13 protein-coding genes are annotated in these 13,211 nt (G+C 46.4%); 11 read left to right on the top strand and 2 right to left on the bottom strand.

Annotated elements, in window-relative coordinates:
- Positions 1-26: 26 nt before the first annotated feature.
- Both ACWIP2_RS08435 and ACWIP2_RS08430 read right to left on the bottom strand, forming a co-directional pair.
- Positions 27-806: a M48 family metalloprotease gene (locus ACWIP2_RS08435; RefSeq protein ID WP_448519482.1), complete on the bottom strand. Its 780-nt coding sequence runs from the start codon at positions 804-806 to the stop codon at positions 27-29.
- 5 nt (positions 807-811) lie between these two features.
- Positions 812-2,107 carry an adenosylmethionine--8-amino-7-oxononanoate transaminase gene (locus ACWIP2_RS08430; protein WP_448519481.1) on the bottom strand — a complete coding sequence of 432 codons (1,296 nt, stop codon included), beginning with the start codon at positions 2,105-2,107 and terminating at the stop codon, positions 812-814.
- Between the two features lie 666 nt (positions 2,108-2,773).
- On the opposite strand from ACWIP2_RS08430, the gene ACWIP2_RS08425 reads away from it, so the two are divergent.
- The 11 genes from ACWIP2_RS08425 to ACWIP2_RS08375 all read left to right on the top strand — a co-directional run bounded on the left by ACWIP2_RS08425 (position 2,774) and on the right by ACWIP2_RS08375 (position 13,095).
- Positions 2,774-3,436, top strand: a complete 663-nt coding sequence (locus tag ACWIP2_RS08425) for a hypothetical protein (RefSeq protein WP_448519480.1) — start codon at positions 2,774-2,776, stop codon at positions 3,434-3,436.
- 182 nt (positions 3,437-3,618) lie between these two features.
- The gene (locus tag ACWIP2_RS08420; protein ID WP_448519479.1) at positions 3,619-5,520 is read left to right on the top strand and encodes an OmpA family protein; all 1,902 of its coding nucleotides are present in this window, start codon (positions 3,619-3,621) and stop codon (positions 5,518-5,520) included.
- Between the two features lie 2 nt (positions 5,521-5,522).
- Positions 5,523-5,864: a phage holin family protein gene (locus ACWIP2_RS08415; protein WP_448519478.1), complete on the top strand. Its 342-nt coding sequence runs from the start codon at positions 5,523-5,525 to the stop codon at positions 5,862-5,864.
- Between the two features lie 15 nt (positions 5,865-5,879).
- Positions 5,880-6,986, top strand: coding sequence for a M20 family metallo-hydrolase (locus tag ACWIP2_RS08410; protein WP_448519477.1), 1,107 nt, complete (start codon positions 5,880-5,882; stop codon positions 6,984-6,986).
- Positions 6,987-7,046: 60 nt separating this feature from the next.
- Complete coding sequence (gene lysS, locus ACWIP2_RS08405) at positions 7,047-8,573, top strand: lysine--tRNA ligase (protein ID WP_448519476.1); 1,527 nt, start codon at positions 7,047-7,049, stop codon at positions 8,571-8,573.
- A 53-nt stretch (positions 8,574-8,626) separates the two neighbouring features.
- The gene (locus tag ACWIP2_RS08400; RefSeq protein WP_448519475.1) at positions 8,627-8,959 is read left to right on the top strand and encodes a hypothetical protein; all 333 of its coding nucleotides are present in this window, start codon (positions 8,627-8,629) and stop codon (positions 8,957-8,959) included.
- 214 nt (positions 8,960-9,173) lie between these two features.
- The gene (locus ACWIP2_RS08395; protein ID WP_448519474.1) at positions 9,174-9,680 is read left to right on the top strand and encodes a hypothetical protein; all 507 of its coding nucleotides are present in this window, start codon (positions 9,174-9,176) and stop codon (positions 9,678-9,680) included.
- 58 nt (positions 9,681-9,738) lie between these two features.
- Entirely contained in the window at positions 9,739-10,281 is a 543-nt protein-coding gene (gene infC / locus ACWIP2_RS08390) for a translation initiation factor IF-3 (RefSeq protein WP_448519473.1), read from the top strand.
- 26 nt (positions 10,282-10,307) lie between these two features.
- Positions 10,308-10,502, top strand: coding sequence for a 50S ribosomal protein L35 (gene rpmI, locus ACWIP2_RS08385; protein ID WP_448519472.1), 195 nt, complete (start codon positions 10,308-10,310; stop codon positions 10,500-10,502).
- A 102-nt stretch (positions 10,503-10,604) separates the two neighbouring features.
- Positions 10,605-10,949 carry a 50S ribosomal protein L20 gene (gene rplT / locus ACWIP2_RS08380; protein WP_448519471.1) on the top strand — a complete coding sequence of 115 codons (345 nt, stop codon included), beginning with the start codon at positions 10,605-10,607 and terminating at the stop codon, positions 10,947-10,949.
- 100 nt (positions 10,950-11,049) lie between these two features.
- Complete coding sequence (locus ACWIP2_RS08375) at positions 11,050-13,095, top strand: OmpA family protein (protein ID WP_448519470.1); 2,046 nt, start codon at positions 11,050-11,052, stop codon at positions 13,093-13,095.
- The last annotated feature ends 116 nt before the right edge of the window (positions 13,096-13,211 follow it).

Here is a 13,211-nt window from a genome sequence, read left to right as displayed (position 1 = left end):
GCACCTCGGCAGAACATCAACAGTTATCACGGCAGGCTGTTTTTAAAAGCCTGATAATTTTTTTGTCCTTGTTGCTTGCGGCAGTTTCGAGCGCGCGCGGCTGCGTTGATGTCGCGCACGCGCGATGCTGAGGCAGGGTGCGTACTCAGGAAAGCCGGTGGCTCGGCAGATCGCATTTGCAGCATTTTTTCAAAAAATCCTGCTGCGCCATTGGCTTCATATTCGGTGTTACACAGGTAAATAACCGATTGATTATCAGCGTCGCGCTCGTGGTTGCGGCTGAATTGCAAGCCTAATAGCCCTTGTGCAATTTGTGTAAGCCGCCCCGGATTTCTGCCCAAAATAATTTCGGTCAGCACCGAAATGCCATACATGCGCGTCAGGTTGCTGGTCGAGTGCCGGCGGTCTGCATGAGCGATTTCATGTGCCATTACGCCCGCAAATTCATCTTCAGTATCCAAAAATTTAATGATGCCCGTGTAAACGTAGATAAAACCGCCCGGAGCGCAGAAAGCATTTAAGACGCTATCATTGTGAATAATTTTTACCTCCCAGGGAAATTCGTTGCGGAAGCGCACCTGCCCTGAATTGAGGATGTTGTTAGTAATCCTGCGAAGGTGTCGGTAGGCTTCGGGAAAGCGCCTTTCGTCCAAAATGCGATTTTTGGGGTCTGATTCTACTTGTTGGGCAACCTGCCGCCCCAGTTTGATTTCGTCTTCAATAGAAAACAGATTGATCTGCGCGTAGGCATAAGAACCGTAGCAAGTCAGGATCAATACACAAAGCGTTACAAGGATTTTCTTCATAGTTGTCAAATAATTTCAAGAACAGCATTGTAAGCAAGCGCGAGTTCGTCATCGCTTATGCAATAAGGAGGCAATAGATATACCACATTGCCTAATGGTCGCATCAACAGGTTTTTGTCTAAGAAATGGTAGTACAAATTGTTGCGGGCTTCGTGGAAATAAGAGGTTTCGCCGCTGCGGTCTATTTCGAGCGCGAGGATGGTGCCTAGTACGCGCACATTGCGCACGGCGTAGTTGCCCCGTTGCAAATGCGCTGCAAATTGCAGGTGATTGCTGTTGATACGCGCGATAGCTGCGCTGCAATCTTCAGTAAGCAATAAGTCTAAGCTGGCATTAGCCGCTGCACAAGCAATCGGATTGGCAGTGTAGGAGTGTCCGTGGAAGAAGGTTTTCATCAGATCAGGACTATTGTAGGCATCCTGAATACGCTGCGTACAGGCAGTAGCGCCAAGTGGCAGAAAACCTCCCGTGATGCCTTTAGAAAGGCAGATAATATCGGGATAGTTTGCTAAGTGAAGGCTTGCAAATAGTTTTCCGGTTCTGCCGAAGCCTGTCATTACCTCATCGGCAATGCAGATAACGCCATTTTGTTGGGCATAGGCAATCATCCGATCCAACAGTGCAGCGCTGTACATGCGCATACCGCTTGCGCCTTGTACCAGCGGCTCAAAGATGAAAGCCCCAACATCACCCTGTGCAATCAGGCTACTAAACTGCTGAAAAACAGTTTCTTCTGTATCTGCTTCCGGAAAAGGAATAAACTCGACTTCAAATAAGTAGGGCTGAAAAGGAGCGTTAAAAGGGCTGCGATCGCCTACGGACATAGCCCCGAAGGTATCGCCGTGGTAAGCGCCGTCTATGGCAATAATTTTTGGCTTGTGCTGTCCCAGATTATAGAAGTATTGGAAAGCCATCTTCATGGCAACTTCTGTGGATGTGCTACCATTATCAGAGTAAAAAATTTTACTCATATTGGGCGGTAAAATCTCCAGTAGCCGCGTGGCCAATTGTGCGGCTGGTTCATGCGTAAAGCCTGCAAAGATAACGTGAGCAAGCGTCGCTGCTTGCTTGCCAATTGCTGCTGCGATGTAGGGGTGGCTGTGTCCATGCAGGTTTACCCACCAAGAGGAAATGGCATCGAGTATGCTGCGGCCGTCAGCGGTGTGCAGCCATGCCCCTTCCGAGCGAACGACCTCCAGCGGCGGACGCAAACCATGCAGCGGCGTGAACGGATGCCATACAGCCCGTGCATCGGTTGCAACAATGCGACTTATTGATTCAGAGGATATAACAGGGTTCATTACTGTTTGATTTTGATTTCCGGTTGCTATGGTATTCGTACATTTAGCAGAAGACTCTTTACAGTAGCTTGAACTTTACTACTGGTTATCTGCTGAATCAGATTGGTAAGTAGTTTAGCAAAATGCAACGTTTTGTGGTCATATGCTAGAGTTTGCGATTGCTATGCGTGCAGCATTCTGTCAATAGAGAATGTATGATTTTACTACAAAGATAGCCGATGTAGCTTCAAAGGTGCGATATTTGGTGTGCAGGTAGTGCTTTCCACCAATCAGCCTTCCGACAACTTATGCGCATTGTTGTGCCAATAATTTTTCAAGCCAACTGACAGACTTTGAGGACGCTGTGGCAGGGCGCTGCCTCGCCTGTAAGCACTCTTTGATCGCTTCGGTAGAAAATAGGCTTAGACGGCGGTGGCTCAACCGATATAGCGCTGATGTTTCAGCTTTGAAGACGATATTTTTTGCTTACAGGTGTGCCTGTATAGCAACCACTTCTTCTTGAATAGCGTCTACTGATGTGAGCCGTAGGTTGGCCTGCTCTAACAGCGATTTTAGATCATCAGCTATGTATAATCGGCTTGGCATGATTCAATTTAGAAAACAAAATATTAAAATTGCAATTAAGACCTTTGCGGGGCTTCAACTCTGAACTAATCTTGTAGAGATATGAAAATAGGCGTTTTGCTTTCGGGATTTGGTATATACGATGGTTCCGGCGTGCACGAGGCAGTGATTGTACTCTTGATGCTTGAGCGTTTGAATGTGGACTATGAGTGCTTTGCGCCTGATGATGAGTCGGATGTGTACAATCCGCTGACGCGCGAGAAAATGCCGCACCGGCGCAATATGCTCATAGAGTCTGGAAGGATTGCCAGAGGGAAAATTAAGCCTTTGAGCGGTTTCCAAGTAACAGACTTCGATGCTGTGGTAATCCCCGGCAGCTATCACGATATCAGTGCGCCTGCACCCGCTGAGATAACTCAGGTCATCCGCCAGATGGCTGCGGCAGGTAAGCCGATGGCAGCTACCTCTACGGCTGCTCTATGGATTGCAGAAGCCTTACGCACGATAGATCTACAACCAAAAATTACTTTGGGGCAAACTGTACACACAGATAATCAGGCTCTTCAGCAGTGGATTGCGCAGGCAAAAGACACCGGAATAAGCCTCGTAGATGCCGACTCGGATGACTTCATAGAAGACGATCTGAACAATATCATTACAACAGCAGGTTATCTGAACAGCCAAAGTATGGCACAGGTTTTTGAAGGAATCGAAAAAACAATCACTAAACTTATTGAAATGGTTACGCTCGTCATGAGTACCTAAACCCGGCAGGCAGCAACAAAACCAAAAACCAATAATACACCTTACTAAAGGCTATGATAAAACAAACCTTGATTGCAATTTGCCTGATGGCTTTGCTAGCATCCTGTACTTCGGTTTTTAAAAAGGCAGAAACAAAGTTCGCTAGGGCTGAATACGAAACAGCCGCTCAACTATATAAAAAAGTGCTAGAGAGCAAGCCTGCCAATGCTGCCGAAATTAATTTTCTGATTGGTGAGTGTTACCGTCTTTCTAACCGTTCTCGGCTTGCGCTGCCCTATTATCAGGCAGCAGTCAGCAGTGGATTTGAGAATGAGAGTATTGGTTTTCATTTGGGCATGTCCCTGAAAGCCAATGAGATGTACAACGATGCTGCGGCTGAGTTAGAAAAGTACAGCAAGACAGGACGCGATGCCGAACTGATCCGCAGGGCAAGAATAGAAGTCAAAAATCTTGCGGAAGTGACAGCTATTCTGGAAATGGAAACCTACACAACCATTTCAAATTGCGAAGCCATCAATACTCCTGCCTCTGAGTATGCTCCTGCTTTTTACAATGGCAATCTGGTGTTTGCCAGTTCGCGACGCGGGGAAAAGGTATTTGAAACAACGGGAGGAGGCTTCAGCGATTTCTATGAATTTATATTTTCGGATACGCTGACTTGCAGCGGCGAGGTGCGCCCTTTTCTTAGCCCTGAATTCAATCTGGACGGGCATAACGAAGGCGGCATTACTTTTGCTCCCCGCAACCGCTTTATGATTTTTGCCAGAGGCAACAGTGGTAAGAAAAAGGAAGAATTCCGCGAAGTCAATCTCTTTATCAGCCGCATGCAAGATGGTCAATGGACAGCCCCCGAATTCCTCGACCGCGTAAGTGATTCGCTCACGTGGGACTCCTCGCCTGCACTTAGCTTAGACGGAAAAACGCTTTACTTTTCTTCAAACCGCAAAGATGGTAGTCAGGGCGGCACAGACCTATACAGCAGCCGCCTGAACGATAATGGCACATGGTCGCGTCCGCGCAACCTTGGCAGAACCATCAATACTCCCGGCGATGAGATATTTCCTTACATCGCTCCGGATGGTCGCTTGTTCTTTGCCTCCAACGGACATCCCGGACTGGGTGGATTGGACATTTTCGTCCAAGATACTGTTATCATCGGTTACGACAGCCTAAAAAATCCGATCAAAGAGCTGCAAATCAAAAATGTAGGTACGCCTATGAACAGCAGCTACGATGATTTTGGTATTCTGTTCCGCTCTAAAAACAGTGGCTACTTTACCAGTAACCGCATCGGAGACGGTGCAAAAGGCGATGATGATATTTTTATGTTTCGCAACGACTCGGCAGATATCAAAACTGTTGCCTACTACCTGCGCGGCACTACCTATGGCAAGGCAGACATCAGCGCGCAATCGGAATTATTGCCCGAAACGCTCGTTACGCTCAAGGATGATAGCGGCAAGGTGATAGATACCGTTCGTACTGATGCAGAGGGCAAATTTGTTTTCGAGCGACCTATCGAAATTGATCGGATTTACCAAATTACAGGTCAAAAAGTTGATTATCTGTCTGATAATGAGCAGTTGAATACACAAGGCAAAGGCGTAGATCCTAAAACATTACCACTGCGCAACAATAAAGTCTTTTTCGATGTTGAATTGACCCTACGCAAGGATATCCTAGCGACTTTGCGCACTCCTCGCGATCCCAAACGCCCCCTCAGCCCTTCCGACATACCCGAAATCGAGATTTTATATGAGTACGACAGTTCGCGAATAACACCAGCGGCTGCCGCTATTTTAGATAACTTCGTAGAATTCCTCAAAGACTACTTCGAGCAGTATCCTACCACAGTACTTGAGTTGGGTTCGCATACCGACTCGCGCGGTCGTGCTGACTATAATATGCGTCTCTCCCAGCGGCGTGCGGCAGCTGCGGTAAATTACATCGTTGCTAAAGGTATTCCGCGCGAAAATATCATCGCTCGCGGTTATGGAAAAACTGAGCCTAAAATCCCGAATGCAAGAACGGAGGCACAGCACCAAGCTAACCGACGAACGACTATCAAAATAGCCAAACAATAGCAATGAAAACCATTATCAAGATCGTCCTAAACGGCGTTTTCATATTTTTTCTTTCACAATGGCTACCGGGTATTTCGGTTACCTCATTAGAGGCAAGTTTTGTTGTAGCCATTGTATTAGGCCTGCTCAACGCAGTGCTTGCTCCGATCCTGCATTTGCTTGCTTTGCCCGCTACAATCCTGACGTTGGGATTGTTTGCGTTTGTTGTCAATGGGGCAATTGTAATGCTTGTTGATGCTCTGATGACAAGTTTTGCAGTGAGCGGCTGGCTGGTAGCGATTGTATTCAGCATTGTGATGATGGTCTTTAATTCAGTTGTGTCGGGCGTGTTGAAGCAGGATTAAGCGTAACTTTGCAGCATGACAAAAAAACTTCCGCTCGATCTTGCTACACTCACCGAACAATCGGTCGAGTTGCTGCAAAAACTTATTGCAACGCCTTCTTTTAGCAAAGAGGAGCACCAAACAGCCGACTTGATTGCAAATTTTCTGGCAGACTATCAGTTGCCTGTCCAGCGTTTAGCTAATAATGTGTGGTGCAAATCTGCTAACTGGCGCGAAGATCTGCCGGTTATCTTGCTCAATTCGCACCACGATACAGTAAAGCCCAATCCCAGCTATAAGTTCGATCCTTTTACACCCATCATAAAAGACGGCAAACTCTATGGTCTGGGCAGCAACGATGCGGGCGGGTGTTTGGTCGCACTGCTTGCTACTTTTATTTACTACAATCAGCTATTCGAGCAACAGCCTGAAAAACAGCTGTTTAACCTGATTATAGCTGCAACTGCCGAAGAAGAAATCAGCGGTAGCGGGGGAGTAGAGATGTTGCTACCACACTTAGGAAAAATTGACTTGGGGATTGTAGGCGAGCCTACACTCACACAGTTGGCTATTGCCGAAAAAGGACTGGTAGTAATTGATTGTACCGTCTGGGGCAAGGCTGGGCACGCCGCCCGCGAAGAGGGAGAAAACGCGCTCTACAAAGCACTCAAAGATATTGAGTGGTTTCGTACCTATCAGTTCCCTAAAGTTTCGCCGCTGCTGGGCCCTGTCAAGATGTCTGTAACAATCATTAATGCGGGCAGCCAGCACAATGTAGTACCCGAAAAGTGTACATTTACGGTTGATATCCGCACAACAGATGTCTATCACAATACAGAAGTATTGGAGATTATCCGCCAAAACGTTGATTGTGAGGTAAAAGAGCGCTCTTTTCGCCTCAATGCGTCCAGTATTGCGCTCGATCATCCCATTGTCAGGCGCGGTATAGAACTGGGGCGGACTACCTACGCTTCGCCAACTACTTCCGATCAAGCGCTGATGCCTTTCACTACCATCAAAATTGGTCCCGGCGACTCTGCTCGCTCGCATAGCGCCGATGAGTATATTTGGCTGCACGAAATAGGCGAAGGTATAGCATTCTACATCCAACTGCTCGATGGACTTGACATCAGACAAACGTAATCTGCGCAATACCTTTTTGCCGAATTCCATTAACTTTGCACCTTTAATTTTTTTTCAACCATGCAACATTTGAGCGAACAGGAACTCCAGCGTCGTCAGAAAAGAGAACAACTCATCCAGTTAGGTATTGATCCTTATCCGGCAGATTTATTTGAGGTTAATGCCTACGCAAAGGATGTTAAGGAGAACTACGAACGTTTCAAAACCGACTATAAAAATATTTCCATGGCGGGCAGGCTGATGAGCTTCCGCATTATGGGTAATGCCTCTTTTGCCGAACTGCAAGATACGACAGGGCGCATTCAAATTTATGTACGCCGCGATGACATCTGCCCCGGCGAGGACAAAACACTGTATAATACAGTATTCAAAAAATTATTAGATATAGGCGATTTTGTTGGCATCAAGGGGTACGTATTCACGACCCAGACCGGTGAAATTAGCGTGCATGTAACCGAACTTAAACTGCTTGCCAAGTCGCTCAAACCGCTGCCAATCGTAAAGAAAGACGATGAAGGCAACGTCTACGATGCTGTAACCGATCAGGAATTCCGCTATCGCCGCCGCTATGCCGATCTGGTGATCAATCCTGAGGTGCGCGAGGTATTCCGCAAGCGCAGCCGCATGATAAGTTCGATGCGCGAGTTTTTGAACGAAAAGGGCTACTTAGAGGTTGAAACACCTATTTTGCAGCCTATTTACGGTGGTGCTTCGGCACGTCCCTTCAAAACCTACCACAATGCGCTGGATATGCCGCTTTACTTGCGCATTGCCAACGAGTTGTACCTCAAACGCCTTATTGTTGGTGGTTACGATGGCGTGTATGAATTTGCCAAAGACTTCCGCAACGAAGGCATGAGCCGCTTCCACAACCCTGAGTTCACAATGATAGAACTCTATGTAGCCTATAAAGACTACGAGTGGATGATGAGCTTAGTAGAAGAAATGATAGAAAAAATCGCCATTGATTTGCACGGCACAACCGAAGTACAGGTGGGCGAAAATATCATCAATTTCAAGCGTCCATGGAAGCGCTATACTATGTTTGAAGCTATTCAGCACTTCACGGGCGTTGATATTTCAGCAATGGACGAGGCAGCATTGCGCAGCACTGCCCGCCAATTGCACGTTCACATAGACGATACGATGGGGAAGGCTAAACTGATTGATGAAATATTTGGTGCGCACTGCGAACCCCAACTGATTCAGCCTACTTTTATTACAGATTATCCCGTTGAAATGTCGCCTTTGGCCAAAAGACATCGCAGTAAGCCCGGCTTGGTAGAGCGCTTCGAGGCTATTTGCAACGCCAAAGAGATCTGCAACGCATTCTCGGAGCTTAACGACCCGATAGATCAGCGTCAACGATTCGAAGAACAACTCGAGCTTGGCAAACGCGGCGACAGCGAGGCAATGGTACTGGATGAGGATTTTTTGCGTGCATTGGAGTACGGTATGCCACCAACAGCAGGTTTGGGCATTGGTATTGATCGCTTGGCGATGATTATGACAAATCAGCCGTCTATTCAGGATGTACTCTTCTTTCCACAAATGCGCCCCGAAAGAAAAGTTGAAGAAAGCGAGTAAATCTTACAAATTGTCCTACATTTTCTTATATTGGTCTTCTATCATTTATGAATATGAAACCAATATGCTGTGGACTGCTCCTGCTCTTAGTTTTGCTTTCTCACATGCTTTGCGGGCAGTCCAAGACAAATGCTTATTCTATCAACCCAAATGATGACGGTATTTACTATTATGTCAGCGATAAAGGCGGAGAAGATAAGTTTACCGGTGGCACAGTAGTAAAACCTTTCAAAACGCTTCGATTTGTCAAGCAAGTAATTCGCAACTCGCGCAAGCAATTCAATAAAAACGTTACTGTTTTTATTCGCGGAGGTGTTTATCAACTGAGCGAGCCGCTGGTTTTTACCGAAGAAGATGACTCATATACACACGTGCTAAAAAGCTGATTCCTTTTGAAGACTGGCAGCGTTTCTACGAAAAGGACAGCCGGTTTGCCGATCCTCTGCTCAATGGCAACAATCATATTAGCAGCGATTCTCCGGCATTGCGGTTGGGTATTGTACCACTCAAAAACCAGTCGGTTGGACTTAGAAAAGAGGTATTTGTTCACTGATTTTGCAGATTTTTACCTATATTTGTTCAATACACATTTTACAAATAATGGAAGACATCGAAAAAATTATACTTTCCATAGTCGCCGCGGTGGCTTATTTTATCTATCAAAGTCTGACCGGTGTGAAGCAACAGCGTGTTAAGCGTCCGGGAAAGACTCCTAACCTCGACCATAAGGAACAACCGGTGGCTCCACCTGCAAAAGTCAGTTTTGAAGAGTTGCTCAAAGAATTAGAAGAAAAAATACAACAGCAAATACCTCCGCCGCCGGTAGAAGAGACAATTGAAGATCGGAAGAATCGCAAAAAAAAGAAGTTAGAAGCGACCTCTTCAGTTCCTTTTTCTTACGAGGACAAATACCAGCAGCCCGATGCGCAGGCAGAGGTAGAGCGCATACGCATGCGGCAGCCCTTTATTGCAACAAAAAAACCTGTTGAACAAGCAACTGTAAAATCGCAGGCTGTTCAGCAGCACCCGCTTACTACCATTTTGAGCGATGTAGAACAGTTGCGAAGTGCTTTTGTGCTTTCCGAAATTTTTAATCGCAAATGGTAAAATGTACCGAGATCATTATATTTGCGTACAAATAAATTATTAACCTAACGCATATTGCATGGCAAACCCGCGCGAACGTGTAGAAGAACCGTTCCGAATTAATGAAAAAATCAGAGTTCCCGAGGTAAGGTTGATAGGAGAAAACGTTGAAACTGGTATTTACCCTACCAGCAAGGCCTTAGAAATGGCACGTCAGCAGGGATTAGATCTGGTTGAAATATCGCCTAAGGCAGTTCCACCTGTTTGTAAGATTATTGACTACTCAAAGTTTAAGTACGAGCAGAAGAAAAAGAACAAGGAACTCAAGGCAAAGACCCACAAAACAGTCGTTAAAGAAATTCGTTTCGGTCCTAACACAGACGATCACGATTTTGAATTTAAGCTCAAGCATGCCGAAACTTTTCTCAAAGAAGGCAACAAAGTAAAGGCTTATGTGCACTTTGCAGGAAGAACTATTGTATTTAAGGAGCGCGGAGAAATTTTATTGCTTAAATTTGCGCAGGCTTTAGAAGAGGTAGGTAAAGTTGATCAGATGCCCAAGCTGGAAGGCAAAAGGATGCATGTGATGATTTCACCCAAAATTACAAAGTCTGCTAAATAAATTGTTTCACCTTTTTTTAGTCTCAAATGCCAAAAATTAAGAGCAAGTCAAGCGCTAAAAAGCGCTTTCATTTGACAGGCTCAGGACGTGTGAAGCGCAAGCGTGCGTACCACAACCACATCCTGACTAAAAAAGAAACCTGTCAGAAGCGTCGTTTAGGCCAGACTACACTGGTTTCGCCTGCTGATGAAGCACGCATCAAAGCGATGCTGTGTGCATAGCATGGTTAGCACACAATTTTTCGGTTTATTTATGTTCAACCCGGCTACAGGCCCTCAAGTATTGCCAAGCAATCGCCTGGTGCCAAAAACAAAAAAGTCAAAATGCCAAGATCAGTCAATCACGTAGCGTCAAGAGAACGCCGCAAAAAGATCCTCAAGTACGCCAAAGGCTACTGGGGAAGAAGAAAAAATGTGTGGACAGTAGCTAAAAATGCCGTTGAAAAAGGTTGGTTGTACGCCTATCGCGACCGTCGCAATCGCAAGCGCGAATTCCGCGCGCTGTGGATTCAGCGGATCAATGCTGCTGCCCGTCAACATGGTATGAGCTATTCACAATTTATCAACAAAGTTCAGAAAGCAGGCATCGAGCTGAACCGCAAGGTTTTGGCCGATTTGGCTATGAACCATGCAAGTGCTTTCGAAGCAATTGTGAAATCCGTCAAATAATTCCTCATCTGGTTTTATATACAACTTACTTTGACAAAGGCTGTGCACAAAATTGCACAGCCTTTTTTATCTTTCGGTACTCAAGTAAAAATCCTTAGATATGCGCCTGATTTTATTACTGCTTCTGATAATGCTCTGCAACTACGCTCAAGCACAAATAGAATGGGCTTCTGCTGTATTGGGTGTATCTTCTGAAACAGTAGAGGCTGGGATTGCTAAACCTTTTAGCGCGCAGCAGGTACTTGGCAAGCCAAATAAACTGCCTGCAGGTGGGGAAAGCCCCTGCGCATGGCGACCAGCGGTGGCTAATAGTCCACGTGGGGAGTGGATTCAAGTTGCTTTCAATCGCCTGATGCATGTGCAGACAATCGCTATAGCGGAGTCCTTCAATCCGGGAGCTATTGCAGCTATCAAACTTTACGACTCTTTGGGCAAAGAATATACAGTTTACCAAAATTCGCAACCAGCTCCTGTCGGGCAGCAGGCAAGAATGTTTGTACACCATTTGCCGAAGACAGCCTACAAAGTGGCGGCGCTGCGGCTGGAACTAAAGACGGCAGACGTTGCAGGATATAATCAGATAGATGCTATTGGAATTGCCGAAGAGAAAATAGATGTAGCTGCCGATATTGGACTGAACCGAGCAAAAACATTGCTTGCAGGCACTATCGAGTCGCTGGGGCCTGCTATCAACAGCGAGTATGATGAAATTATGCCTGTAATTGCACCGGATGCACAAACCTTGTACTTTGTGCGTAAAAATCATCCGGATAATGTCCGAAATCCATATAATCCACAGTTTTTGAACGACGACATCTGGTATGCTACGCGTAGGAAGGGCAGCGATCTGTGGGAAGATGCCCGCCGCATGCCTGCACCACTTAATAACTACAGCCACAACTACGTTTGTACAGCCCTGCCTGATAACAACACGCTGCTACTGGCCAATCGCTACCTGCCCGAAGGACGTTCTGTGGTTGGTGTATCTGTATCGCGGCGCATTGGAGAGAACGAGTGGGAGTTTCCTCGTCCGCTCAATATTGATGATTTCTACAATCAGAGCAGTTTTAGCGAGTACTTTATGGCAGCTAATCAGCAGGTGCTGCTGATGGCTGTACAGCGTCGCGACAGCTACGGCGGCCGCGATCTGTACGTCAGTTTTTTGCAGGAAAGCGGCAGTTGGAGTGCGCCTCGCAATTTGGGCGCACAGGTGAATACACCGGGCAGTGAAATCACGCCTGTGCTGGCTGCCGACAATCGCACCCTGTATTTTGCATCGAACGGTTTGAGCGGATACGGCGATATGGATATTTACATGACTCGCCGTCTGGACGATACTTGGCAAAATTGGTCTGCTCCCGTTAATCTCGGACCACCCATCAATACAGAAGACTGGGATGCTTCTTATACGATTGATGCCAAAGGCGAGTATGCGTATCTGGTTTCCTACCACAACGGAAATAAAGGAAGTGCAGATCTGTTTAGAATCAAACTGGCACAGGAAATCCGCCCCGATCAGGTGGTGCTTGCCTCTGGGCGCGTTTTTAATGCACAAACCAATACTCCGCTTGCTGCACGTATTGTATATACCAATCCTGTGAATGATCTCTTGCTTGGCACTGCCAACGCCAATCCAGTTACGGGTAACTACCAGCTAACGCTGCCGATCAGACAAAGCTATGGTATCAGGGCTACGGCAGAGGGCTTTTTCTCACTCGAGGAGCGCGTAGATCTATCAGCAGATTCACCGGCTGTCGCATCCATCGTTCGCGATTTGTACCTCGTACCGATCGAAGAAGGGCAGGCGGTGCGCCTCAACAATGTATTTTTTGAGCAAAGTACTGCCGTATTATTAGCTGAATCTTTTGCCGAACTACAGCGATTGGTCGGATTGATGCGGCAATATCCACAAATGGAAATACGCATAGAAGGACACACCGACATAGAGGGAAATCCTTTGCTGAATATGCAACTGTCAAAAGATCGCGTACAGCGTATTCGCGATTATTTAGTAGCAGAAGGTATTGCCGAAAACCGCGTTGCGATACAAGCATTTGGCAGCACGCGCCCGCTGACGCGCAGCCGCGATGAGGCGAGTAAAAAAATGAACAGACGCGTCGAATTTCGCATTCTGAAAGTAAAATAGACTGACAAAATGTCATAGTAACGTCAAACTTTCTTAAATCGAACGGGTTTGCTTCGCCGATCATCGGTTTTGTACAACTTTTGCAAATTAGGTATTTAGGTGATAAATTGATAAAT

Source organism: Rhodoflexus sp. (genome assembly GCF_053489755.1).
The sequence above is the reverse complement of the archived record's forward strand: the minus strand, read 5'-3'. Positions and strand labels throughout refer to the sequence as shown.

Excerpts from the sequence above, each read along its gene's own strand:
- ACWIP2_RS08435 (WP_448519482.1), bottom strand. The coding sequence starts at position 806 with ATGAAGAAAATCCTTGTAACGCTTTGTGTATTGATCCTGACTTGCTAC.
- ACWIP2_RS08430 (WP_448519481.1), bottom strand. The coding sequence starts at position 2,107 with ATGAACCCTGTTATATCCTCTGAATCAATAAGTCGCATTGTTGCAACC.
- ACWIP2_RS08425 (WP_448519480.1), top strand. The coding sequence starts at position 2,774 with ATGAAAATAGGCGTTTTGCTTTCGGGATTTGGTATATACGATGGTTCC.
- ACWIP2_RS08415 (WP_448519478.1), top strand. The coding sequence starts at position 5,523 with ATGAAAACCATTATCAAGATCGTCCTAAACGGCGTTTTCATATTTTTT.
- ACWIP2_RS08410 (WP_448519477.1), top strand. The coding sequence starts at position 5,880 with ATGACAAAAAAACTTCCGCTCGATCTTGCTACACTCACCGAACAATCG.
- lysS (WP_448519476.1), top strand. The coding sequence starts at position 7,047 with ATGCAACATTTGAGCGAACAGGAACTCCAGCGTCGTCAGAAAAGAGAA.
- ACWIP2_RS08400 (WP_448519475.1), top strand. The coding sequence starts at position 8,627 with ATGAAACCAATATGCTGTGGACTGCTCCTGCTCTTAGTTTTGCTTTCT.
- ACWIP2_RS08395 (WP_448519474.1), top strand. The coding sequence starts at position 9,174 with ATGGAAGACATCGAAAAAATTATACTTTCCATAGTCGCCGCGGTGGCT.
- infC (WP_448519473.1), top strand. The coding sequence starts at position 9,739 with ATGGCAAACCCGCGCGAACGTGTAGAAGAACCGTTCCGAATTAATGAA.
- rpmI (WP_448519472.1), top strand. The coding sequence starts at position 10,308 with ATGCCAAAAATTAAGAGCAAGTCAAGCGCTAAAAAGCGCTTTCATTTG.
- rplT (WP_448519471.1), top strand. The coding sequence starts at position 10,605 with ATGCCAAGATCAGTCAATCACGTAGCGTCAAGAGAACGCCGCAAAAAG.
- ACWIP2_RS08375 (WP_448519470.1), top strand. The coding sequence starts at position 11,050 with ATGCGCCTGATTTTATTACTGCTTCTGATAATGCTCTGCAACTACGCT.